Raw genomic sequence first — 23781 nt, forward strand, 5'->3', positions numbered from 1 at the left:
GGAGCGGGTTCACCCGCGAAAGGGCCGGACCTGCTGGCCAATTTCCACCCGCCGTTCACCGTTGCCGCCGCCACCGTATTCGCGGGTAAACCCGCTCCTACATACGCTCGGTGGTTGGACGCAGGCCGTCGTACGCATCGGTGACTGGACACAGGCCGCCGTAGGAGCGGGTTCACCCGCGAATGGGCCGCAACGCGGCCCCGGCTATCTCAGGCCAGTTCCTCGGCCTGATCCTCACGCACAACCGCTTTCACTTCATCCAGCCGGCTGATGAACTTCCAGTCCGCCTCGTCGATGTAGATGCCGTTCGGCCCGCTGCCACCTTCCAGGTCGATCGCAACGTGCGCCGAGACCTGTGGTTTCACACTCGCCAGGATCGGCACGAAGCCCAGTTGCTGGCTGGTCTCCAGCAGTGCCGCCTGGTTGCGTTCGTCGATGTCTGCCGCTTCGTCCAGGTAGTACGGCAGGCGAATGCGCCCGGCCAGGTCACGGTCCATCAGGTGCAGCAACAGGTACATGTTGGTCAGCGCCTTGATGGTCATGGTGGTGCCGTTGGACGCCGCACCGTCGATGTCGGCGTGGATGATCGGCTGGCCATTGACCTTGGTGATCTCGAACGCCAGCTCGAACAGGTCCTTCAGGCCCAGCTGGTTGTGGTTGGCCGCCACCAGCCGTGCCAGGTACTCCTTGGCCTCTTCGTTCTTGTTGTCCTGATCGGCACTCTGGGTCAGGTCGAAGACCGACAGGGTTTCGCCTTCTTCGTACTGGCCGGCACTGTGGATAATCTGGTCGATGTGCTTGAGCGCTTCCTTGTTCGGCGCCAGTACCACGCGGAAGCTTTCCAGGTTGGAAACCTGGCGCTTGTTGATCTCGCGGTTGAACAGGGCCAGCTGGTGCTCGAGGCTGTCGTAGTCGCTGCGGATGTTGCGCAGGGTTCGGGCGATGTCGGTGACCGCAGCGCGGCGTGCCTTGGCCAAGGTCAGGGCTTCGTCGGTACGGTGCGCGTAGGCGTTCACCAGCAGTTGCAGACGGCGTTCCATGTCGTCTTCGCTGTCGAACTTGGCAACGCCTTTCAGGCGCACCTGGGCGTACAGCGCCTCGATCTGGTTGTCCACCCGCTGAAGGCTTTGCCAGCTGTCCTGGTAATCATTGAGCAGCGGCAGCAGGTTGTCCATCGAGTCGTCGATGGCTTCCATGTATGGCGTGCCGTAGGGCAGGTCGGCCGGCAACAGCTGGCGACGGCGCAGGGCGTCTTCCAGGGTGCGCTGCTTGGACTCGAGGTCGCCGAGCTGGCGGCCGACCAGTTGCAACTTGGCTGACAGCTGCTGGACGCGCTCGGTGAAGGCGTCGCTGGAGCGCTTGAGTTCGTCCTGGGCCGCTTCCAGCTGCGAGAGCTGTTCCAGCTTCTCGGGCTCTTCGGCGGTGAGGGTTTGGCTACGGCGGAAGTCTTCCAGCGCCTTCTGCGCGTCCAGCACTTCCTGGTACAGGGTTTCGGTCTGCGCTTTGGACGCGGAGCGGTCGGCGGCCACGGCCTGCTGGGTCTTGAGCTGCTTGAGTTCTTTTTCCAGGCGCTCTTTCTGGTCGCGCAGGGCGGCGCGGTCGGCCAGGGCCTGCAGGGCCGGTGGGTCGATGTGGGTCAGGTCAATGGCCAGGCCCGGGGCCTCGAAGCGCTCGCCCTTGAAGCCGTCGAGCACCGCTTCCAGCGATTTTACCCACAGGTCGCTGTCGTCCAGCTCGATACCGCGGTCGCCCAGCGGCAGGCTGAACAGCGCGCCGTTGAACAGGCGCATCAAGCGGTCGACGTCCTGCTGCGAGAACTCTTCGCGCAGGCGGGCATAGCTGTTGTTGTCAGCGTGATCCAGCTGCTGCTTGACCTGCTTCAGGCGTTTTTCCAGGTCGCGTACGCGCTCGTCGAGGTCTTCGGCACTGAACTGCCGTGACTGGGCCAGCGCGCCGGCCAGCTCGTCGTGGGCGTCTTTGGCCGCCAGCAGTTGCTGCTCCAGTACCTTGACGTCATCGACCAGCGCAAAGCGGTGCTTGAGCACCGACAGCTCGCCTAGCCAGCGCTGGATACCGGTAATTTCACGCTCCAGGCGCATCAGCTCCTGGGTGCCGCCACGCTGGTCGTTCTGCAGGCGGTCCTGCTCGCCACGGTAGTGCTCGGACTGGATGACCAGCTCTTCCTTGCGCGCCATGGCGTATTCCTGCCAGGTGCCCAGCAGGGTGTCGAGCACAGGCGAAATGCGGTGCAGCTTGCCACGCAGGATATCGCGCTGGGCCACGCCACCGGCCAGGGCCTCGACCAACGGGCCGGCAGCGACCAGGGCGTTGTAGTCCTGCTCCATGCGGCGTACGTCGCGGAAGGCTTCCTCGCACGCAGCGATGTAGTCGACGCTGCCCGAGCGCAGGCTGTGCTCGAAGGCGTCGAGGAACAGTTGCTTGAGCTTGGCGGCGGTGATCTCACGCATGTGCAGCAGGTTGATGAACAGCGCGCGGAAGGTTTTCAGGCTTTGCTCGCTGGTGGAGCGCAGCGGGATCATGGTCAGGTCCAGCGGCACCGAAGTGTGTCCGCCCACCAGCAGCCGGCGCAGTTCGTCCGGCTTCAGCTCGTAAGCCTTGATCCCCAGGCGCTCAAGGTTGGTGAACAGCTCTTTCTGACGCAGGCAGGTGTCGTTCTTCTGGTAGTGGGCCAGGTCCAGCTCGCCTTTGTAGGCGAAGAACTGGTGGCCGAAACCCCCACCCGGGCCGCGCCCGACCACACCGATCACGTGCGGGCCGTGGGGCAGGCTCAGTTCGCAAAGAATGTACGAGGTGTCGCTGGCGAAGTAGAAACGGCGCGATTGCTCAAGGCTGTACTTGCCGAAACTCATGTCCGACATGCGTGCCAGGATCGGGAACTGCAGGGCATTGATCGATGCCGATTTACCCAAGTTGTTGGCGCCGTATACCGACAGCGGGTGCTCCAGCGGGAACAGGCCAAGGCTGTAGCCGGCGGTGTTGAGCAATGCGAAGCGGCGGATGCCGTAGCGTTCCTGGCTCATGCGTCAATCTCCTGTTGCTCTTCGCGGATGGCCCGGGCCAGGGCGTCCTCTTCGCTTTCCTCGCCCTGGAAAGGCGTGAGGTCGAGCGGGTCGTCGGTACGGTTGAGTTCTTCGGCGCTTTCTTCCTCGACCAGTACCGGGGTCGGCAGCGGCAGGGCGCTGTGCAGGGTGGCGGCCAGGTCGCGGTCCTGCTGCACCGACAGGCACACATCGAGGAAGCGGTGCATGGGCGGCAGGAAGCGGTAGATGCCGCCTTCTTCATGGGCGAAGCCGAGCTGGGTCATGCGCCGCAGGATTTTTTCTTCCAGCTCGTCCACGGTCTGCACTTCGGCCTGCAGGAACAGGTCGCGGTACTTGTCCAGCAGCGAGGGCAGTTCGTCGCGGCCGATGCTGCCACCGTCGAGCACGGCCATCGGGTCGCGGCCCTGGTCAGCAAGGTGCTCGACCAGGATGAAGGTGAACAGCGACAGGCGCTGCGCGGTCTTGTTGACCTGCGCGGCGGTCATGTCCGGCACGAAGTAGTAGAAACCACGGGTATCGCACACCAGTTCGAAGCCCAGGGCCTTGAACAGGGTGCGGTACTGGTCCTGGAAGTTCGACAGCTGGGCGTACAGCTCAGGGTCGCGCCGGCTGACGTGGAAGCCTTTGAACAGCTCGCGGAAGATCGGCGCGAGCTGGGACAGTTCGGAAAGATCAAGATGCATGGGCTGGGCTCGCGTTGGGTTCGGTAGGCGCGCTGGGGGCGTCTTCGCGGCTGGAGGTCAGGGCGAACGAATGCAGGCTGACCAAATGTTCCTGGGTGGTGTATTCGCGGCGGTCGAGGCGTTCGCGCTTGAAGCGCTTTTCCCGCGACAGGCGCGAGAACCAGTACAGTAGCTCGTCGGTGGCGCCTTCGGGCTCCTGCTCCAGCAGCCAGACCATCAAGTCGGGCAGTGGCAGGGCCTGTTCGCAGCGTTCGGCCATTTCCTTGACCGTGCGCGGGGCGCGGGGCAGGGCGCCGGACTGGGTCTTGTGGGCTTTGGGGAAGCGCGCCGGTTTGGGCTCGAAGCGGGCCAGTGCGTAAACGTAGGCCTCGACCTGGCTGGCACTGCCAAGGAAGGTGCTTTGCGGGCGGGTGAACATCGGCATGGCCGCCTGCGGCACGGCATCGATGCCTTTGCGCCGGATCACCGACAGGGCCAGTGCGGCGCCGCGGGTCACGGCGTTGTGCCGGCGGGCTTCTTCGCGCAGCGGCAGCAGCAGTTCGCGGGCGTGGCGCAGGGTCAACTGGGCGCTGGTCTGCATTTCCAGGATGCGCGCGTGGGTGCGCAGCAGCATGTCGTCGTCGACCAAGTGGCCCAGGCGCGCTTGTTCGCCCAGCAGTTTCAGCAGCACGGTCTCGACCTTGCGTACACCCTGCTCGAAGGCGCCGTCGGCGTTGACCAGCTGGATCATCGGCTCGACGTATTCGTCCCAGGTGGCCAGCACTTCGGCATAACGCTGACGCAGCGGAATCTGGCGGTTGCTGGTCTTGGCCCGTTCGGCCACGGCCACCAGTGCCTGCTCGTCGTTGTCGAGTTTTTTCAGCACATCGCGCACGCGCATGTCGAGCAGGCGCAACTGGCGTGCCAGGTCGTCACTGTCGCGGTTGTCGAAGGCATCCTGGATGTGCCCGGCCAGGCGCTCCAGGTGGCGCAAGTAGGCTTCGATCTCCAGGCACAGGCCCAGCCGGTGTTCGCGGCGCAGGTAGGCGAGGAAGTCGTGGATCTGCGCGTTGAGCTCGAAACGGTTCGGGCTCTTGGCCACCGGGACCAGGATATCCAGGCGGATCCACACGTCGAGTAGCTGGGTGATGTCCTGCGGGGTGCTTTCGAGCTGCTGGCGGGCCACATGCTGGCGCAGTTCGACCAGGCTCAGGGTGCCCTGGTCGAAACGCTCGCACAGCGGCTCGATCAGGGCCCAGTGTTCGGCTAGGGCGCGCAGGACGCGCTTGGGTTCGATCATTGGCTTCGACTCGTTGCCAAGAAAAAGGGGGCGATTGTACTGCATTCGCGGGGGTGGTTTTTACCCCTTGGTCTGTAATGAGAGATAACCATGGGATGTGCAGGTGTAAGGCGTTGTTCATGTGACGGCGCTCGGTCTGATAGGCGCTGCAAAAACCACGGCGTACACGTTAGAATGCCCAATTGCCTTCACCCCCTCGGATATCCGCCCCTTGCTGACCGAACCCCGTCGCCGCGCCTACCTTTCCGCCATGCAAGTGGTGCACTGGCTGCCGCGCGCCGAGCTGCCGTTCGCCGCACCGTCGCGGCCCGAGCTGCTGCTGCCGGTTGTGCCAGTCGAGGACATCGATTTTGAGGTCAGGCCGGCATCGGTAACCAGCGAAGCGCCTGTCACCCCCCAGGCTCGCTCCGGCGAGCGGCCGAAAATCGAGATCCCGCGCCCGGGCAGTGTGTCTAAACCCGCCGTTAAGCCTGTCGAGGCACAAGAGCAGCCCGCTGCTCCGCGCCCGGCGCCGGTGCCGCCACCGCGCTTTTCGCTGCAGTTGTTGCGCGCCGGCAGTTGCCTGCTGCTGGTTGAACTGGCCACCGGTCAGCCGTTCCAGAGCCGCGATCCCTCCTATCTGCTGCTCAAGGACATGCTGCGCGCCGCTGGCCTGCCCGATGCCCCGCAGATCATCGGCGAGCCGGTGCGCTGGCCACTGCTGGTGCGCGGCAACATGGACCAGGGGCCGGAGGCTGCGCGCGATTTCGTCCAGGGCTTCGTTCAGGCGCGCCTGGAAGACGCCCCGTGTACCTGTCTGTGGCTGGTCGGCCTGCCGGCACTGCGTTTTGCCGCCAATGCCGACGCCGATGCCTATTACCAAACCCTGACGCTCGACAGCCTGGGCGACGCCTGGGCATTGCCGGGCCTTGAACTGTTGATGGACGAGCCGCAACGCAAGGCGGACGTCTGGAAAGCCATGCGCCAGCTGATGGCGCGCTGGAAGAGCGTTGAATGAGTGACTCGATCAGCTTCCGCCCGATGACCGAGGCGGATCTGGATGCCGTACTTAAGATCGAATATGCCGCATTCAGTCACCCCTGGACCCGTGGAATCTTTCAGGATGCGCTCAAGTCGTACGAAGTCTGGCTGATGTTCGATGGCCAGCAGCAAGTGGGCCATGGTGTGATCAACGTGATCATCGACGAAGCGCACCTGCTCAACATCACCGTAAAACCGGAAAACCAAGGCTGCGGCCTGGGCTTGCGCCTGCTCAAGCACCTGATGGCCCGGGCCTATCAGCTCAATGGCCGCGAATGCTTTCTGGAAGTGCGCGCCAGCAACCAGTCGGCCTATCGTTTGTACGAGCGTTATGGTTTCAACGAAATTGGCCGCCGCCGCGACTATTATCCGATTGCCGGCGGCCGTGAAGACGCCCTGGTGATGGCCTGTACCCTGTTCGAAGACTGACTTTGCAGGGGCGTACCCGGGCGCGCAGGCTTTGTTCTCGGCAGGGGCGGATAAAGAATGAGACAACTGCTTTTGGCAGCGAGCCTGTGTATCGCAAGCGCTGCTCACGCTGACGAGCGCGACGTGTGGATGTTCGCCCAGTGGGCGGGTGATCATCAAACCCGCCCTTTCCGTGAAATGCTGGTAGATGCCCGGCTTTACGGTGTAGTGCCAATTCACCAGTTGCTGCGCTCGGCTTCGGACTGGAAACTGTGCCACGCATCGCCTTTCGCCGTACCACCCCCTGGCAATTGGGCCGCTGTGCGCTCGACCCTCGCGTTGATCAAGGCACTTGACGATCAAGGCATCCTGCGCCAGTTCGAGGTGGTTTCGGCTTACCGTGAGCCGCGCCTGAACGCCTGTGCGGGCGGGGCGGCAAACAGTGCGCATACCCGCGCTTTCGCCGTCGATATACTGCTGCCGGCCTGGGCCGACCCCAATCCGCTGTGCCGTTTCTGGCAGCAACACGGCCAAGCCTGGAACATGGGGCTGGGCCGCTACCCATCAGGCCGTATCCATTTGGATACCGCCGGTTATCGCACCTGGGGTGGTGATGGCGGTGCGGGGGCGTCGTTCTGTATCAACCCCAAATGAGCCAGGCACTTCCGGCATTCGTCCATTATCCACTCGGCGAAGCGCTGGCGCTTGCCGCTGTCGGCCAGAGGCTGCGGGCTGAGCAGGTGGTAGGCCGAGCCATCGCGCACAAAACCGAACGGCGCCTGCAGCTGCCCGCTGTCGAGTTCGTCGCGCACCATCAGGGCTGAGGCAATGGCCAGGCCCAGGCCGGCGTTGGCGGCCTGGATCGACAAGTAGAAATGCTCGTAGTCGCTGCGTTCGCAGTGCCGCGCCTGTTGGCCGCTCAGGCGCAGCCAGGTGGGCCAGGCAGCAGGGCGTGTGGTGCTGTGCAGCAGCCGTTGGCCATCGAGTCTGGCGCTGGCGGCGGGGTGGCACACCGGGCCGATCCATTCATCGCAGACCTTCTGGTTGAACAGCTGGTTATTCCAGTGGAAGTCGTCACGGCGGATGGCCATGTCGACCCCACTGCGGGCGAAGTCCAGCGGGCCGCCTGCGGCTACCAGGTGCAACTGAAGGTCGGGATGGGTGGCATGGAAGCGCGGCAGGCGCGGGATCAGCCAGCGCATGGCGATGGTCGGTTCGCAGGACAGCACAAGCACATTGTCGCGGACCTGGTGCTGCAAACGCTGCACGGCGCCTTCCAGCTGCTCGAAGATCGCCTGGGTGGTGCCATGCAGGGCGCGGCCGGCAGGGGTGAGGAAAATGGCCCTGTTGCGGCGTTCGAACAGTTCCACGCCAAGGCTTTCTTCCAGCAGGCGTATTTGGCGGCTGACCGCGCCGTGAGTGACGTGCAAGTGCTCGGCGGCGCGCACGAAGCTCTCGGTCTGGGCGGCAATGTCGAAGTAGCGGAAGGCGTTGAGTGGCGGCAGTTTCATGATATCCCTGTTCAGCTGTGCCGGCCTCTTCGCGGGTATACCCGCTCCTACATGGCCACATATTTCCCTGTAGGGGCGGGTTTACCCGCGAAGAGGCCAAGGCAGGCTGTACATATCTGTGAGCAAAACTATCAGATTCATCTCAGCATAAATCGATTTTTCCGCATCTGTAAGCGCTCGATAATCGGCGGTCTGTGCATTTCCATCGCCTATCGAGAGCCCTCAGCATGACCGAACTCATCGCCGTCGCCCTGTTCACCTTGCTCGCCGTCATCAGCCCTGGCGCCGATTTCGCCATGGTCACCCGCAGCAGCTATGCGCAGGGCCGCAAGGCCGGGCTGGCTGCTGCTGTGGGCATCGCCCTGGGGGTGCAGGTGCATGTGTTGTACACGGTGTTGGGCATTGCCGTGATCATCAGCCAGAGCCCGACGCTGTTCTTCGTCATGAAGGTGCTGGGTGCAGGCTACCTGATCTACCTCGGGTACAAGTCATTGACCAACACCCGACGCATCAGCCTGGACGGGGTTGGCCAGTCTGCTGCCAGCGTACTGCAAGCGCTGCGCACCGGCTTTTTGACCAACGCCCTCAACCCCAAGACCATGTTGTTTGTCATCAGTGCCTTCACCCAGGTGGTGCAGCCTGGCAGCCCGTTGGCGCTGAACTTCGCCTACGGTGCGTTCATGTCCGTTGCCCATTGGCTATGGTTCAGCCTGGTGGCGGTATTTTTCTCCAGTACGGCATTGCGCAGGGCGATGATCGAGCGGCAAGTGCTGGTGGACCGGGCCATTGGTCTGGCACTGATCGGGCTTGGCCTGGCTGTGGCGGTGACCGGAATACGTTGAGGCGACGATAGCTGCGCCGAAACCTGTGATTCGGCGCCCGGCTGCTGCGGGATTGGTTGGCGCGGGCATCAGCAACTTTTTCGCAGGCAAAGAAAAAGGGCTTACCTTGCGGTAAGCCCTTCGTCTTGTTTGGTGGCTACACAGGGACTTGAACCCCGGACCCCAGCATTATGAATGCTATGCTCTAACCAACTGAGCTATGTAGCCGATGGCGCGCATTATTCTCTTGAACGCCCCCTCTGTCAACACTCATTTCAAAAAAAATTTGCACGCTTTCAAAAACTTAGCGGCCAGCGCCGGTTTCAGCGCACCACAAGCCAGTGCCCGAGCACGCCCAGCAACTGCAACTGCTGGGCTGCAGCCAGGGATTGCAGGCTTTGGCCAGGCTGGTCGAGGTTGAAGTCGCCGCTTACACGGCGATGAGCCACTTGTTCATCCATCATCCACAGACGCTGCCCTTGGTAACCGGCAAGGCGCTCCAGCACCTGCCTCAATGGCATGTCTGTGGCTTTCAGGCGGCCATTGCGCCAACTGTCAGCGGTTTTCAGATCAGCCTTACGCACCGGGTCGATGCGTGTGTCATCGAAGGTTACCCGCTCACCCGCCGAGACCATCCGCTGCTCACCCCCCTGGGTGACCATGGCCTTGCCACTGAATACCACGAGTTCGTCGCGCCCTGCATGGCGGGCTATCTGCAAGCGAGTGCCGTATACCTGGATGCGTGCGTTGCCCACTTCCACGTCCATGGCGCGCCCGTCGAGCACGACTTCCAGATGCACCTGGCCCTGCACCAGGTGCAGTTGGCGGGTGCGGCCGCGCAGGTCGACGTTCATCGCGCTGGCGCTGTCCAGGTTCAATGTCGTGCCATCCGCCAAGCGTATGCTGCGGCGCTCTCCCACATCGGTGTACAGCTCGCTGGCCAGACGCTGCATCAGCGGCCAGTACAGGTAAGCTGCAGCGGCTAACCCTAGCAAAAACGCAAGCGCCAACCCTTTACCCAGATGACTGCGACGGACAGTGACATGCCGTGGGCGAGGGCGGGCAGGTGCGGGTTGCAGCTGTTGCCAGAACGTCTCCAGCTCGGCGTAGGCGTGGGCGTTCTCTTGTACCTGGCACCAGGCTGCAAATGCCTGGCGCTGGGTTTCGTCGCAACCGGGCTGGCGCAGCAACGAAAACCACGCCAGCGCTTCCTGTTGTGGATCGGGCTGCAGCTGCTTGGCGGACATCGGGCTCATGGGGGCGGTCTGCTCACGATAGGGGTCGTTTGGCCTAACGATGACAGGAGTCATTGGCAGAGGATGCTAATTATATTGAGAACCATTTTCAAGTACGTGGCGACAGGGGGATAAAAAAGGTAGCTATGTATCTATTTGATTCCTGATAATCGGATCCCAAACCAGAGGACGGAGATTCAGGCAAATGGCCATCAGTAGTGCCTCCACCGCATCCACCCCGGCAGCGGCAAGCCAAGCCTCGCCGATGGTGATGCGTATCATCGGTTTCTGCGCCTTGGCGCACTTGATCAACGACCTGATCCAGTCGGTGCTGCCCGCGATCTACCCGATGCTCAAGGCCAACTACGACCTGAGCTTCGCCCAGATCGGCATGATCACGCTCACGTTCCAGATCACCGCCTCGCTGTTGCAGCCTTGGGTCGGCTTCTTCACCGACCGCCGGCCCACGCCAAATCTGTTGCCGCTAGGCACCCTGTGTACGTTGGTGGGGATCGTGATGCTGGCCTTCGTTGGCAGTTTCCCGATGATCCTGCTGGCGTCGGCTTTGGTGGGCATTGGCTCGTCGACCTTCCACCCGGAAACCTCGCGTATTGCACGGCTGGCCTCGGGCGGGCGCTTCGGCCTGGCCCAATCGACCTTCCAGGTCGGTGGCAACACCGGCTCTGCTCTGGGCCCGCTGCTGGCAGCGGCCATCGTCATTCCGTTTGGCCAGACCCATGTGGCCTGGTTCGGCCTGGCCGGGCTGTTCTTCCTCGGCGTTACCCTGATGTTGCGCGGCTGGTACAAGGAACACCTCAATCAGGCCAAGGCGCGCAAGGCGGTGCAGGCCACCCACGGCATTTCGCGCAATCGGGTAATCGCGGCGCTGATCGTGCTGGGCTTGCTGGTGTTCTCCAAGTACTTCTACATGGCCAGCTTCACCAGCTACTTTACCTTCTACCTGATCGAGAAGTTCGGTGTGTCGGTGGCCAGCTCGCAGCTGCACCTGTTCCTGTTCCTCGGCGCGGTGGCGGCGGGCACCTTCTTTGGCGGGCCGATCGGTGACCGTATCGGACGCAAGGCTGTGATCTGGTTTTCGATACTGGGCGTGGCGCCGTTCACGCTGGCGCTGCCGTATGCCGACTTGTTCTGGACCACAGTGCTGAGCGTGGTGATCGGCTTTATCCTGGCTTCGGCGTTTTCCGCGATCGTGGTGTATGCGCAGGAACTGGTGCCGGGCAGCGTGGGCATGATTGCCGGGATCTTCTTCGGCCTGATGTTCGGATTTGGCGGCATTGGCGCTGCGCTGTTGGGGTACGTAGCGGACCTGCGTGGTATCGAATATGTGTATGGGTTGTGCTCGTTCCTGCCATTGTTCGGGTTGTTGGCGGTGTTGCTGCCAAGTACAGGTAAACGCTGAACGCGCCGGGGGCCTGGCAGAGGCCCCTGGGCAATTGACGAGCCCCCCGGAGGTGGCTAGAGTGCCGCCTCTTTTTTCAATCACCTGCGTAGTAGCCAAAGCAATGCGCCGTACCCAGTCCCTCCCACACGCCCGCCAGCCTGCCTTCCAGGCACTGCGTCGTGCATGGCCGAGTGACACGGTGCTCAAGCGCCGCCGCAGCGTGCTGTTTGCCTTCACCTTCTCGCCACACCTCGCCTGAACTGATCTGCGCTATCGCGTCGCTCGCCATTCTGGCGTGCGCGCCTGTTTCTGCACGTCTTTTCGGTTTGCCAGGAGTGGTACATGAACATGCGTTTGTTGGCGGGCTTATTGTTCGCTGTTTCTGTCGTGGGTTTCAGTTTGGGGGCCAGCTTGCCGCTGGTGTCGTTGCGCCTGCATGAAGCGGGGGCGAGCACACTGGAAATCGGCATCATCTCGGCCATCCCTGCCGCCGGCATGATGCTCTCGGCTTTTCTGGTCGACGCCTGCTGCCGCCATCTCACCCGGCGCACCATCTATCTGCTGTGTTTCAGCCTGTGCGCGGTCAGCATCGCCTTGCTCGAGTCCGCGTTCGGCTCGTTGTGGCTGCTGGCGCTGCTGCGCCTGGGCCTGGGGCTTGGCATGGGGATCGCCATCATCCTCGGCGAGTCGTGGGTCAACGAACTGTGCCCCGAACATAACCGCGGCAAGATCATGGCCCTGTACGCCACCAGCTTTACGGGCTTTCAGGTGCTGGGCCCGGCCATGCTGGCAGTGTTGGGCGCCGATAGCCCGTGGATCACGGGTGTCGTCACGGTCTGTTATGGGCTGGCGTTGCTGTGCATCGTGCTGACGGTGCCTAACGACCATGTCGAGCACGAAGAGGGCGAAAAAAGCTTCGGCCTGGCCGGGTTCTTCCGTGTGGCACCGGCGTTGTGCATGGCGGTGCTGTTCTTCTCGTTCTTCGATGCCGTGGTGCTGTCGCTGCTGCCGGTGTACGCCACCAGCCATGGCTTTGCCGTTGGCGTGGCGGCGTTGATGGTGACGGTGGTGTTTGCCGGCGACATGCTGTTCCAGCTGCCGCTGGGCTGGTTGGCCGATCGGGTTGAGCGCACAGGGCTACACCTGGCGTGCGGGCTGGTGGCGATGGTGATCGGCATCGGTTTGCCCTGGCTGCTGAATCTGACCTGGCTGCTGTGGCCGCTGCTGGTGGTGCTGGGCGCGGTGGCGGGGGGGATCTATACCTTGGCGCTGGTGCTGATCGGGCAGCGCTTCAAGGGCCAGGACCTGGTCACTGCCAACGCCAGTGTGGGCTTGCTGTGGGGCGTAGGCAGCCTGGTCGGGCCGCTGGTCAGTGGGGCGGCCATGAATGTCGCGCCGCATGGTTTGCCCATGGCGCTGGCACTGATGGCCGGGCTGTTCGTGTGCTTTGCCAGGCAGTCATACCGGCGCCGTGGGCGGATGCGGGCTGTGGCGCAGTGATAACCCTTTACGCCGCGCCGATGCTTACCCAATAGCGCGTCCTGTACTCGACCCGCACGGGCAGGCTGCGGGTGAGCAGTTGCAGAATCTGCCCGGTGTCAGCCAACTGATAGGTGCCGGAAACCTTCAAGCCCGCCACTTCTGGAGCGCAGCGCAACAGGCCCGGTCGGTATCGGCCGAGTTCGTTGGCAAACTCGGCAAGCGGCATCTGCTGCACGCTGAGTACACCTTCGGTCCAACCCCAGGGGTCGTTGTGCAGTGTTCTGGCCTGAATGCTGCCGTCGGCTGTGACTTGCAAGGTTTCACCGGGCAGCACTTGCCTCGCTGAGGCCGAGGCAGGGAACAGCGTGACTTCACCACGACGCACCGACAGCAGCAGCCCTTGGCTGTTTTCGCGCAGCAACAGCTGGCCATCGAAGGTGGTCAGCGGGCCGACACGGGTGGCGACGTGGAACGGGCGGTTGTCGTTGGGGTTGCTGTCGAGGCTGACCTCGCCATGGATCAGTTTCAGCTGGCGTTGCTCCGCGCTGTAGTGCAAGTCGATGGCACTGGCTGTGTTGAGCTGCAGACGGCTGCCGTCACTGCCTTGCCATTGGCGCCGTTCGCCTGTGGCAGTGCTGGTGTCGGCCAGCAGCTGTGGCAGGCCTAGCGGTTCGCGCGCGGCCCAGCCCAGGCTGCCGCCCACGGCCAACAGCCCCAGCAACTTCAGGTGGTCCCTGCGGCTGGCTTTTGGGTGCTGGCTAGCGTCCAGGGTGCGCCGGCTCAGGTCCTTGGGCAGCCCGGCCAGTTCATCACCCAGATTACTGACTCGCTGCCAGGCCAGGCGGTTGTGTGGGTGGCTGGCCAGCCAGTGTTGAAACTGCTGCTCGGTGCGCGGGCTGGGGGTGTCGAAACGCAGCTTCACCAGCCAGTCGATGGCCTGATCGACCTGCGCCTGTGCGGGCGTACCATCAGGCATCGGCATAGCGCAACCGGTAGCAGGCGCCCAGGGCTTTGGCCAGGTCGCGCTCAACGGTGGCCCTGGACACCTCCAGACGTTGGGCAACCTGCACGATGCTCAAACCGTCTAGCTGGGCCAGCAGGAACGCTTGGCGGACGCGCGGTTTCAACTGGTGCAAGGCGCGGTCGAGGCGTTCAAGGCTATCGAGGATGACAAGCTTATCCTCTTCGCTGGGCACTTCTGCTTCGGGCAGGTGAGCCAGGCTCTCCTGGTAGGCCCGCTCCAGCGCGCGGCGGCGGAACTGGTCGATCATCAAGCCACGGGCGATGCTGCTGAGGTAGGCGCGCGGTTCTTTGAGCGGCGACACCTGGCGGGCGCGCAACAACCGCACGAAGGTATCCTGGGCCAGGTCCGCGGCATGTTCACTGCAACCGACCCGGCTGCGTAACCAGCCGCGCAACCAGGCATGGTGAGACTGGTAGAGCAGAGCGACCTCGGTGGGCTTGAGCGTGTCGTTGATCTGCATCGTAGAGAAGGCCCAGTCCAGTGATGTGTGCGATTGTGAATAGTTCTCAATTCTATGCGGGGAAGATGGCGCGGAGCAATGGCATGCCAAAGATTAGCTGCGCAAGAACCGGCGTTTGCCCGATGAACGGCTGCGCTAAGCTGGACCTGCAATCGACTTGATGGAGGTGCCATGATGCTGGCCGACCTTTCGCCCGAGGCCTATCACGAGGCCGCGCAACACCTGGCGGCACTTGACCCGGACTGGTCACGGCATATCGCAGCGATCGGGCCCTGCCTGCACCAGGCTACGCCGGGACGTGAGCCTTATGAGGCATTGGTGCGGGCGATTGCCTACCAGCAACTGCACGCCCGTGCCGCCGAGGCGATCCTGGGGCGTTTGCTGGCACTGTTCCCGGCAGATGATTTTCCCCAGCCAGAGCAGTTGCTGGCGGTATCCCCGGAAACCCTGCGTGCCTGCGGCTTTTCGGCGAGCAAGCTGGTGACGGTCCAAGGCATTGCTCAAGCCACCCTGGAGGGCCTGGTACCGACGCGGGAGCAGGCGTTAACCATGGCTGACGAGGCGTTGATCGAACGCCTGGTGGCGCTGCGTGGGGTAGGGCGGTGGACGGTGGAGATGCTGCTGATCTATAGCCTGGGGCGTTCTGACATTCTGCCGGTGGACGATTTTGGCGTGCGCGAGGGGTATCGGCGGCTCAAGGGGCTGGAGACGGCGCCGACACCGGCGCAAATGCGTTCGCTGGGCGGCGCCTGGCGGCCGTTTCGTACCGTGGCGGCCTGGTACCTGTGGCGGGCCTGAGGTTTTCGCATCGCCCGTACAGGCAACAACATATCCGGGAAACAAAGATGAACCTCTACACCACCCCCGACCAACGCTGGCAAGCCATAGAGAGCCGCGACACTGCCGCCACAGGCCACTTTGTCTACGCCGTACGTACCACCGGCGTCTACTGCCACCCCGGCTGCAAATCACGCCAGGCCAAGCGCGTGAACGTCGAGTTCTACGACACTGCCGCGGCTGCCGAGGCTGCCGGCTACCGTGCTTGCAAACGCTGTATCAGCAAGGCCAGCGCCACCCGCCACAGCCAGCTGGTTACTCACGCCTGCCGCTTGATCGAAACCAGCGACCCCGTTCCAAGCCTCGGCCAACTCAGTGCACGGCTGGCCGTCAGCCCCTTCCACCTGCATCGGCTGTTCAAGGCCGAAACCGGGGTTACCCCCAAAGCCTACGCCACGGCCTTCCGGGCCCGGCGCCTGCGTGCGCACCTGGAAGGCGGCCAGCACTCGGTCACCGATGCTATTTACAACGCCGGCTACAACTCCAACAGCCGCTTCTACGAAAGCGCCGACCAGCGTCTGGGCATGCGCCCCCGGCAATACCGCGCCGGCGGTGCCGGGGCAACCATTCACTTCGCCCTTGGGCAATGCTCGCTGGGTGCAATACTGGTAGCCCAGAGCGACAAGGGCATCTGCGCGATTCTGCTGGGCGACGACCCCGAGGGCTTGTTGCACGAGCTGCAGGATCAGTTCCCCAAGGCCCACCTGATTGGCGGCGACAGCGCCTACGAACAGAAGGTCGCCGAAGTGATCGGTTTCGTCGAAGCGCCCGCCTTGGGCCTGGCCCTGCCGCTGGATGTGCAAGGCACCGCGTTTCAGGAGCGGGTGTGGCAGGCGCTGCGTGAGGTGCCGGCCGGCAGCCGGGTCAGCTACACCGACATCGCCGAGCGCATTGGCGCCCCCAAGGCCGTGCGGGCGGTCGCCATGGCCTGCGCGGCCAACCGTATTGCCGTGGCCATCCCTTGCCACCGCGTGGTGCGCAGGGATGGCGACATCAGCGGTTACCGCTGGGGCGTGGAGCGCAAACAGCAATTGCTGAAGCGAGAAACGGCACTCTCCTGACCGCCCGAAGCCGCGTAGAATCTCCCGCCAAATCGAATTGCAAAGAGGAATATTCGATGAGGCGTGTCAGCCTTGCCCGTTATTGCCCAGGTCTGATTGCCCTGCTGGCCCTGATGCTGTTGCTTGTCAGCCCGGCCTGGTCGGCCCCGGCCACGCCATTGTCCAACCTGGCGGCTGCCGAGGCGCCCGCACTGGACGAAAACGCCAGCCTCGAACAACTGAGCGACCGCTTGGACCTCATCCGCCAAGGCGTCACCAGCGAGGCCAACGACGACGTGCTGTCGCAACTGCGCCTGGGCGCGATGCAGGTTCAGCGTCAAGCTGATGCATTGAGTGCGCTGCGCACTGCCGATGTGGGAAAACTCGATGATCAGCTGAAGGTCATCGGCCCGGCCCAGCCGGGCGAGGCCGCTACCCTGACGCAGCAGCGCAAAGCGCTGGAGGCCGAGAAAAAGGCGCTGGTAGCCCAGCAGGATCAGGCCACCAAGCTGACCCAGTCGGCCCGTGACCTGTCCACGCAAATCGTCAACCTGCGCCGCAGCCAGTTCAACTCGCAAATCACCAGCCGTGCAGCCTCGCCGCTGAGCCCGGCGTTCTGGCAGAGCATCATCCGCCCCACCCAGGACGACGTGGCGCGCCTGCGTGACCTGCGCGGCGAGGCGGCCGACGCCATCAGCAGCGCCTTCAGCGCCGAAAACCGCTGGCTGTTCGTTGCCAGCCTGGTGGCGGCGATTCTGGTGTGGACGTTGGTAAGGCGCGTGCTTGAACGCTTGCTGGCCAGTGCCATGATCCGTTGGTTGCCGGAGGGCCGCCTGCGCCGCAGCGCCTTGGCTCTGGGCGTTAGCCTGGCAACCCTGGGCACCATCGCCGGCTCGGTGTCTTTGCTGCGCTGGGGGCTGGAAAGCAATGCGCGATTGGGTTCGGATATCACCAGCCTGACCAATCACATTCTTACCCTGGTGGTGTTCAGTGCCTTCATCACAGGCCTGGGCCGCGCCATGCTGATGCTGCAGCGTCCGTCCTGGCGGTTGCCGGCGATCCACGACGAAGTCGCCAGTGCGCTGGGCTGGTTCCCGAAGGTGCTGGCATTGGCACTGATGGTCATGATGACCATGGAGCGCATGAACAGCGTGATCGGCGCCAGCCTGGCGCTGACGGTGGCCGTCAACGGGCTGACCGCGCTGGTGGTGGCGCTCACCTTTGCAGGCGCGCTGCTGTGTTATCGCCGCACCCTGCGCAAGCATGACCTGGAGCGCCCGACGGGCCTGGCCGGGCTGATCCCGTTCGTGATGGTCATCTGGCTGACGTTGATCCTGCTGGCACTGCTCACCGGCTACCTGACACTCGCCTATTTCCTTACCGCCAAGCTGTTGTGGGTCAGCCTGGTGATCACCTGTGCCTACTTGCTGACCACCTTCTTCGGCGACCTGTGCGAAACCCTGCTGTCGCCCCGCCAGCCCGGTGGCCTGGCACTGGCGTCGACCCTGGGCCTGGCGCCTCGCCATCAGGCGCAGGCCAGCACCATACTGGCCGGCATCGGCCGCACTGTCGTGCTGTTCCTGGCACTGCTGCTGGTGTTGATGCCGTCGGGCACCAGCCCTAGCGAATTGCTGCTGAGTCTGGGCGACTGGGATGGGACCGGCGGCAAGGTGCTCGGCAACCTGAACATCGTGCCGCAGGACATCCTGCTGGCCTTGGCGATCTTCCTCGGTGGCCTGTTCGCCATCCGTGTGGTCAAGCGCTGGCTGAGCGACCGCCTGCTGCCGGAAACCGAGATGGACGCCGGCATGCGGGCCTCGCTGGTGACCCTGGTGGGTTACCTGGGGTTCCTGTTCCTGGCCATGCTGGTGATGTCGACCTTGCGTATCAACCTCACCAGCCTGACCTGGGTGGTCAGTGCCCTGTCGGTCGGTATCGGTTTCGGTTTGCAGCAGATCGTGCAGAACTTCATTTCCGGCCTGATCCTGCTGACCGAGCGCCCGGTGAAGGTCGGCGACTGGGTCAGCCTGGCGGGTGTCGAGGGTGATATCCGCCGCATCAACGTGCGCGCCACGGAGATCCAGATGTCTGACCGTTCCACGGTGATCGTGCCCAACTCGCAGTTCATCTCGCAGAACGTGCGCAACGTGACCATGGGCAATGCGCTGGGCGTGGTCAGCATTACCTTGACACTGCCGCTGGAGACTGATGCCAACCGCGTCCGGGAGCTGCTGCTGGCGGCTTACCATGAGCATGAGGCGATTCTGGATGCGCCAGCTGCCTCGGTGTCGTTCAAGGACCTGACGGCCAGCGGCATGGTGATTGGTGTGAGTGGCTATGTGGCCGGGCCGCGGCAGGTATCGGGAGCCCGCAGCGACCTGCTGTTCACCATTCTTGGCCGGTTGCGTGATGAAGGCATTCCACTGTCTTCGCCGCAGAGCATGGTGCTGGTGCAGGAGGGGGCGCGGCCGGCTGACGAGTCGGTGTAGGCATCGGGGGGCAGTCCAGCTGGTAGGAGCGGGTTTACCCGCGAAAGGGCCGGCCCTGCTGGCCAATCTCCCCCGCCGTTCACCGTTGCCGCCGCCACCGTATTCGCGGGTAAACCCGCTCCTACGCGGATTGGTGGTGGACACACCTCGGGGGTTGGACACAGGCCGTCGCGTAGGAGCGGGTTCACCCGCGAAGAGGCCGGCCCTGCTGGCCAGTCTCCACCCGTCGTTCACCGTTGCCGCCGCTACCGTATTCGCGGGTAAACCCGCTCCTACGCAGATTGGTGGTGGACACACCTCGGGGGTTGGACACAGGCCGCCGTGTAGGAGCGGGTTCACCCGCGAAGAGGCCGGCCCTGCTGGCCAATTTCCCCCCGCCGTTCACTGTTGCTGCCGCTACCGTATTCGCGGGTAAACCCGCTCCTACGCAGATTGGTGGTGGACACACCTCGGGGGTTGGACACAGGCCGTCGTGTAGGAGCGGGTTCACCCGCGAAGAGGCCGGCCCTGCTGGCCAATCTCCACCCGCCGTTCACCGTTGCCGCCGCTACCGTATTCGCGGGTAAACCCGCTCCTACACCTGATCGGGGGTGGACACACACCGGAGTTTGGACACAGGCCGCCGTGTAGGAGCGGGTTTACCCGCGAACACCGGCAGAGCCGGTGCCATAACGCGGCCCCTTGCGATATCAGCCCAGGCAGCGGGTTACGTGCTTGACCGACTGATAGGCCGACAACCCCCAAGGCCCCAGCTCACGGCCGATCCCGCTGCCCTTGGTGCCCCCCCATGACGTTTCGACGAACACCGCCTGCACCGAGTTGATCCACACATGGCCAACCTCCAGCGCATCGGCCACGCGCTCGGCGCGTTCCAGGTCGGCGGAGCATACTGTAGCCACCAGCCCGAAGCGGCTGTCATTGGCTTCGGCAATGGCCTGTTCCTCGGTGGCAAAGCGCCGTGCGCAGAGCACCGGGCCAAAGATTTCCTCGGTCCACAGGCGGCTGTCTTTCGGCACATCGGTATACAGCGTCGGGCTGACGAACCAGCCTTCACGGTCCAGTGCATGGCCGCCGGCCAGGCACTGCAAACCTTCTTCCCGCGCCGTGGCAAAGTAGCTGGCCACCTTCAACCATTGCGCCTGGCTGGTCAGCGGGCCCATGTCGACCTCTTCGGTCAAAGGATTACCCACCCGCAGGTTTTCCAGTGCCGCCTGCAAGCGCGGCAGCAGTGCATCGGCAATGCCGTCCTGCACCAGCAGCCGCGATGTGGCCGAACACATCTGGCCGGCATTCCAGCTGATGCCGGCAACAATCCATTCCACCGCCTGGTCGACATCGCAATCATCGAACACCACGATGGCCGACTTACCGCCCAGCTCCAGCGTCACCGGCCGGCACTGCGCCGAAGCGCTGCGCATCACCTGGCTGCCGACGCTGTTGCTACCGGTGAAGGACAACTTGTCCAGGCCGTTGTGATTGCTCAGCGCGGCGCCGGTCTCGGCCTTGCCGTTGACGATGTTCAGCACCCCGGCGGGCAGGACCAGGGCGTCGGCGATCTGGCCGTAGGCCTGCTCGATCAGCGGGGTGACCTCTGAAGGCTTGAGCACCACGGTGCAACCGGCGGCCAGGGCCGGGGCAAGTTTCCAGGCGCTGGTCACCAACGGGAAGTTCCACGGCACGATCAGGCCGACCACGCCCACCGGTTCAAGGCGGGTGCGGGCGGTGAAACCCGGCGCAGCCAGCGGCACAGTGCGGTTTTTCGATGGCAGCTGCTCGGCCAGCTCGGCGTAATAGCCAAAGGTGGCGATGGCGTCATCCAGGTCGATTTCCGCTTCGTGACGCGGTTTGCCGTTATTGCGCATCTGCACGGTGACAAGCGCTTCGCGGCGCTGCCCGAGCTGTTCGGCAAAACCACGCAGGAAGGCGGCACGTTCACTGGCGCAGGTGCTTTTCCAGGCGGGCAGGGCGCTGCGGGCAGCGGCGACGGCCTGGTCGACCTGGCTCACGCTGGCGGCCATCAGCTCGGCGAACGGTTGCCCCAGCGCAGGGTCGTTGACGCTGATGCAGTCGCTGCCTTGGCCTTCGACCCAATGGCCGGCGATATAGTGGGAAGTGGTCATGGTCGGTTTCCAGTCAGGCCATTTCGGCGGTGGTCACAGGCGTATGCGCGGTGCTTTTGCAACGCACCCATCGCGGGCCCAGGGGGCCATACACGCCAGCAGGTTCAGGGAACAGGTTGAGCAACAGCAGGTACAGCACGCCAGCCAGCCCCAGCGTGACCGGCAGGCTCAGGTCGATGCCGCCCGCCAGGTCACCCAGTGGGCCGACGAACTGCCCCGGCAGGTTGACGAAGCACAGGCCAACCGCCGCGCTGGGGATCCACGCCCCCATGCCGCGCCAGTTCCAGCCGTGCAGGAACCAGTAGTGGCCACCACGCTGGCCGCGGGTGAATACCTGCAGGTCGTCGGCGTGGTAGAAGCCGCGGCGGGTAATCAGGCCAAGGATCATGATCACCATCCACGGGCTGGTGCAGGTAATGATCAGCACGGCAAAGGTCGATACGCTCTGCACGAGGTTGAAGGTGAAGCGGCCAATGAAGATGAAGCCAATCGCCAGCACGCCGATCAGCAGCGTAGCGCCAGCACGGCTGAGCAGGCGCGGGAACACGCTGGACATGTCCAGGCCGGTGCCATACAGCGCGGTGGTGCCGGTGGACATGCCGCCGATCACCGCAATCAGGCACACCGGAAGGAAGAACCAGCTTGGCGCTACCGCCAGCAGGCCGCCGACATAGTTGTTGGCGGCAATGTAGTCGGGCGCCTGGGTGGCGACCAGGGTGGCCGTACACAGGCCGAACAGGAACGGAATCAGCGTCGCCCCCTGTGCCGCGATCACGGCCAGCATGATGCGCGCCTTGGGTGTTTCCCGTGGAATGTAGCGCGACCAGTCACCCAGAAACGCACCGAACGACACCGGGTTGCTCATGGCCAGGATCGCCGCGCCGACGAACGCAGCCCAGAAACCTGCCTGGCCAAGGTTGACGCTGCCTGCGTAGCCGGCATCGAAGGGCCCGGCAAAGGCGACGATGCCCAGCAGGAACAGCAGGCTCGAGGCCCACACGGCAATCTTGTTGACCCACAGCATGAAGCGGAAGCCAAAGATGCATACCACCAGTACCAGCACCGCGAACAAGCCGTAGGCCAGGCCCAGGGTCAGGTCGGTCTCTGGCAGGCCGGCCAGGCGCTTGGCACCACCGACCAACGCATCGCCCGAGCTCCACACCGAGAGCGAGAAAAACGCCACCGCCGTAAGCAGCGACAGGAACGAGCCGACGATGCGCCCGTGTACACCAAAGTGCGCACCCGATGAAACGGCGTTGTTGGTGCCGTTAAGCGCGCCGAACAGCCCCATCGGTGCAAGGATCAGCGCGCCGATGCCAACGCCAAGCAGAATCGCCCACACACCCGCCTGGAAAGACAACCCGAAAAGCACCGGGAAGCTGCCCAGTACGGCGGTAGCGAAGGTATTGGCACCGCCGAAGATCAGGCGGAACAGGTCTAGCGGGGAGGCGTCGCGTTGATCGGCGGGGATCTGTTCGACGCCGTTGGTCTCGATACCGGTCGAGTGGCTCATGGTGGTGCTCCAGCGCGGTTGTTGTAGCCAGCGCAGTGCGCGGGCCTTCTTGTGGGTGCGATGGCAGGGCGGCAGCGCCGCGTAAAGGGTGATCAGGCCGGTGTTACGACCGACAGGTGCTCGTGGCAGGCCAGCCACAGGTCACCATGGCGACGGAAGACGATGGTCTCGCGCTCGCTCAACGGGTGTTCTTCACCGCCGATGCGGATACGCGTGGCCACATCGTGCATGAACACAGCCACGTCGCCTTGCAGGCTTACATGGGCGTTGCCCGATTCGCAGGCAAGCACGGTAAAGCCCTCGGCCTGCCACTGGGCCCAGAGCTCTTCATAGGCGCGACGCGACAGCAGCGGATACGGCAAGGTGTGGAACAGAAAGGTGGCGTCTTCGCTGAAGCAAGCGAAATAGCGGGCGGTGTCGTTGCTGGCGAACGCCGCGACGAGGTCGGCGGCGGCTTGCCGCACTTGAAGTGTCTGGTCCACGGGAGTGGCCTCACGGTTTATTGTGATTGTGGTGAAGCGATTCTGGTGGCGGTGGGCGAGGGGAAAAATCGCTGGCGGCAAATAATCAGTTCAGGAATTTGTGAAGTGATGGGGGCGCCAGGACAGGCAAGCCGACTGACGGTCTCTCTCACCCCCCATCCTTGCCTACGCTGATACTCCCAACCCGCTGAAGCAAGGAGATCCACCGTGGCCTTCCAATACAAGCGTCTGGACAAGAACAACGCAGCCGTACTGCTGGTCGACCATCAGACCGGTTTGCTCTCGCTGGTAAGGGACATCGACCCCGACCGCTTCAAGAACAACGTGTTGGCCCTGTCCGACCTGGCCAAATACTTCAAGCTGCCGACCATCCTCACCACCAGTTTCGAGACTGGGCCCAACGGCCCGCTGGTGCCGGAACTGAAAGAGCAGTTCCCTGATGCCCCCTACATTGCACGTCCGGGCAACATCAATGCCTGGGACAACGAAGATTTCGTCAAAGCGGTAAAAGCCACCGGCAAGAAGCAGCTGCTGATTGCTGGTGTGGTCACTGAAGTATGCGTGGCCTTCCCGGCCCTGTCGGCATTGGAGGAGGGCTTCGAGGTATTCGTCGTCACCGACGCCTCTGGCACGTTCAACGAACTGACCCGTGACTCGGCTTGGCGACGCATGGAGGCTGCCGGGGCGCAACTGATGACCTGGTTCGGCGTGGCCTGCGAACTGCACCGTGACTGGCGCAACGACATCGAAGGGCTGGGTACCTTGTTCTCCAACCATATCCCGGACTACCGCAACCTGATGACCAGCTACAACAAGCTGGCCAAATAGTGCCTCCCGGGGGCTGCACGACAGCCCCCACATCAATCTGCAAGCGAAGCGGCAAACTGGCATTAATCGACCATACTCACTCTTC

Annotated in this window: 21 protein-coding genes and 1 tRNA gene; 11 read left to right on the forward strand and 11 right to left on the reverse strand. The window is 63.6% G+C overall.

All coding sequences use genetic code 11. The features are described from left to right. Positions 1 to 209: 209 nt before the first annotated feature. From mksF to mksB, 3 genes are read right to left on the reverse strand one after another with little or no spacing between them, the layout of a single operon-like run. Positions 210 to 3041, reverse strand: coding sequence for an Mks condensin complex protein MksF (gene mksF, locus AC3RCM_RS03895; RefSeq protein WP_064491212.1), 2832 nt, complete (start codon positions 3039 to 3041; stop codon positions 210 to 212). Continuing rightward, complete coding sequence (gene mksE / locus AC3RCM_RS03900) at positions 3038 to 3745, reverse strand: Mks condensin complex protein MksE (protein WP_003247452.1); 708 nt, start codon at positions 3743 to 3745, stop codon at positions 3038 to 3040. Before mksE ends, mksF begins: the two co-directional genes overlap by 4 nt. Continuing rightward, positions 3735 to 5024 carry an Mks condensin complex protein MksB gene (gene mksB / locus AC3RCM_RS03905; protein WP_003247449.1) on the reverse strand — a complete coding sequence of 430 codons (1290 nt, stop codon included), beginning with the start codon at positions 5022 to 5024 and terminating at the stop codon, positions 3735 to 3737. Before mksB ends, mksE begins: the two co-directional genes overlap by 11 nt. Before the next feature lie 211 nt (positions 5025 to 5235). Between mksB and AC3RCM_RS03910 the strand changes: the two genes are divergently transcribed. Genes AC3RCM_RS03910 through AC3RCM_RS03920 form a run of 3 tightly spaced genes read left to right on the forward strand, consistent with a single transcriptional unit; the run spans position 5236 to position 7106 of the window. Beyond that, complete coding sequence (locus AC3RCM_RS03910) at positions 5236 to 6021, forward strand: hypothetical protein (protein ID WP_064491211.1); 786 nt, start codon at positions 5236 to 5238, stop codon at positions 6019 to 6021. After that, positions 6018 to 6473 (forward strand): ribosomal protein S18-alanine N-acetyltransferase, encoded by a 456-nt coding sequence (gene rimI, locus AC3RCM_RS03915; protein ID WP_010951945.1) that lies wholly within the window; start codon positions 6018 to 6020, stop codon positions 6471 to 6473. Before AC3RCM_RS03910 ends, rimI begins: the two co-directional genes overlap by 4 nt. A gap of 57 nt (positions 6474 to 6530) precedes the next feature. Then, positions 6531 to 7106: a D-Ala-D-Ala carboxypeptidase family metallohydrolase gene (locus tag AC3RCM_RS03920; RefSeq protein WP_020191533.1), complete on the forward strand. Its 576-nt coding sequence runs from the start codon at positions 6531 to 6533 to the stop codon at positions 7104 to 7106. On the opposite strand, the gene AC3RCM_RS03925 is transcribed toward AC3RCM_RS03920, so the two are convergent. Beyond that, positions 7046 to 7963 (reverse strand): LysR substrate-binding domain-containing protein, encoded by a 918-nt coding sequence (locus AC3RCM_RS03925; protein WP_492629384.1) that lies wholly within the window; start codon positions 7961 to 7963, stop codon positions 7046 to 7048. The genes AC3RCM_RS03920 and AC3RCM_RS03925 overlap by 61 nt on opposite strands. Before the next feature lie 227 nt (positions 7964 to 8190). Between AC3RCM_RS03925 and AC3RCM_RS03930 the strand changes: the two genes are divergently transcribed. After that, positions 8191 to 8805, forward strand: coding sequence for a LysE family translocator (locus AC3RCM_RS03930; protein ID WP_014589638.1), 615 nt, complete (start codon positions 8191 to 8193; stop codon positions 8803 to 8805). A gap of 130 nt (positions 8806 to 8935) precedes the next feature. Here AC3RCM_RS03930 and AC3RCM_RS03935 read toward each other — a convergent pair. Beyond that, positions 8936 to 9012: transfer RNA gene (locus AC3RCM_RS03935), tRNA-Met, on the reverse strand. Positions 9013 to 9107: 95 nt separating this feature from the next. Further along, positions 9108 to 10031, reverse strand: a complete 924-nt coding sequence (locus AC3RCM_RS03940) for a FecR family protein (RefSeq protein ID WP_104960760.1) — start codon at positions 10029 to 10031, stop codon at positions 9108 to 9110. Positions 10032 to 10224: 193 nt separating this feature from the next. Here AC3RCM_RS03940 and AC3RCM_RS03945 point away from each other — a divergent pair, with 193 nt between their 5' ends. The 3 genes from AC3RCM_RS03945 (at position 10225) to AC3RCM_RS03955 (ending at position 12921) form a co-directional block, all read left to right on the forward strand. Beyond that, a complete protein-coding gene (locus AC3RCM_RS03945) occupies positions 10225 to 11439 on the forward strand; it encodes an MFS transporter (RefSeq protein ID WP_129933724.1) in 1215 nt (404 codons plus the stop codon). Positions 11440 to 11542: 103 nt separating this feature from the next. Next, positions 11543 to 11680, forward strand: coding sequence for a hypothetical protein (locus AC3RCM_RS03950; protein ID WP_003247435.1), 138 nt, complete (start codon positions 11543 to 11545; stop codon positions 11678 to 11680). A gap of 83 nt (positions 11681 to 11763) precedes the next feature. Further along, the gene (locus AC3RCM_RS03955) at positions 11764 to 12921 is read left to right on the forward strand and encodes an MFS transporter (RefSeq protein WP_266023779.1); all 1158 of its coding nucleotides are present in this window, start codon (positions 11764 to 11766) and stop codon (positions 12919 to 12921) included. 7 nt (positions 12922 to 12928) lie between these two features. Here AC3RCM_RS03955 and AC3RCM_RS03960 read toward each other — a convergent pair whose 3' ends face one another. Together AC3RCM_RS03960 and AC3RCM_RS03965 are read right to left on the reverse strand one after the other, a co-directional pair. Next, positions 12929 to 13885 (reverse strand): FecR domain-containing protein, encoded by a 957-nt coding sequence (locus tag AC3RCM_RS03960; RefSeq protein WP_492629385.1) that lies wholly within the window; start codon positions 13883 to 13885, stop codon positions 12929 to 12931. Further along, a complete protein-coding gene (locus tag AC3RCM_RS03965) occupies positions 13872 to 14387 on the reverse strand; it encodes a sigma-70 family RNA polymerase sigma factor (protein ID WP_064491205.1) in 516 nt (171 codons plus the stop codon). The genes AC3RCM_RS03960 and AC3RCM_RS03965 overlap by 14 nt, the downstream gene beginning before the upstream one ends. A gap of 171 nt (positions 14388 to 14558) precedes the next feature. Between AC3RCM_RS03965 and AC3RCM_RS03970 the strand changes: the two genes are divergently transcribed. Genes AC3RCM_RS03970 through AC3RCM_RS03980 form a run of 3 tightly spaced genes read left to right on the forward strand, consistent with a single transcriptional unit; the run spans position 14559 to position 18753 of the window. Continuing rightward, complete coding sequence (locus AC3RCM_RS03970; protein ID WP_010951953.1) at positions 14559 to 15185, forward strand: DNA-3-methyladenine glycosylase family protein; 627 nt, start codon at positions 14559 to 14561, stop codon at positions 15183 to 15185. A gap of 47 nt (positions 15186 to 15232) precedes the next feature. After that, complete coding sequence (gene ada / locus AC3RCM_RS03975) at positions 15233 to 16285, forward strand: bifunctional DNA-binding transcriptional regulator/O6-methylguanine-DNA methyltransferase Ada (protein WP_064491204.1); 1053 nt, start codon at positions 15233 to 15235, stop codon at positions 16283 to 16285. Between the two features lie 56 nt (positions 16286 to 16341). After that, positions 16342 to 18753 (forward strand): DUF3772 domain-containing protein, encoded by a 2412-nt coding sequence (locus AC3RCM_RS03980; protein ID WP_064491203.1) that lies wholly within the window; start codon positions 16342 to 16344, stop codon positions 18751 to 18753. A 689-nt stretch (positions 18754 to 19442) separates the two neighbouring features. Here the strand turns inward: AC3RCM_RS03980 and AC3RCM_RS03985 are convergent. From AC3RCM_RS03985 to AC3RCM_RS03995, 3 genes are all read right to left on the reverse strand, one after another. After that, positions 19443 to 20873 (reverse strand): aldehyde dehydrogenase family protein, encoded by a 1431-nt coding sequence (locus AC3RCM_RS03985; protein ID WP_492629386.1) that lies wholly within the window; start codon positions 20871 to 20873, stop codon positions 19443 to 19445. Between the two features lie 13 nt (positions 20874 to 20886). Further along, complete coding sequence (locus AC3RCM_RS03990) at positions 20887 to 22386, reverse strand: purine-cytosine permease family protein (RefSeq protein ID WP_010951957.1); 1500 nt, start codon at positions 22384 to 22386, stop codon at positions 20887 to 20889. Positions 22387 to 22478: 92 nt separating this feature from the next. Then, positions 22479 to 22868 (reverse strand): YybH family protein, encoded by a 390-nt coding sequence (locus AC3RCM_RS03995; protein WP_104886694.1) that lies wholly within the window; start codon positions 22866 to 22868, stop codon positions 22479 to 22481. A 207-nt stretch (positions 22869 to 23075) separates the two neighbouring features. Here AC3RCM_RS03995 and ycaC point away from each other — a divergent pair, with 207 nt between their 5' ends. Beyond that, positions 23076 to 23696 carry an isochorismate family cysteine hydrolase YcaC gene (ycaC, locus tag AC3RCM_RS04000; protein ID WP_010951959.1) on the forward strand — a complete coding sequence of 207 codons (621 nt, stop codon included), beginning with the start codon at positions 23076 to 23078 and terminating at the stop codon, positions 23694 to 23696. Positions 23697 to 23781: the final 85 nt, after the last annotated feature.

This window comes from Pseudomonas sp. GW823-FHT05G12, assembly GCF_058795575.1.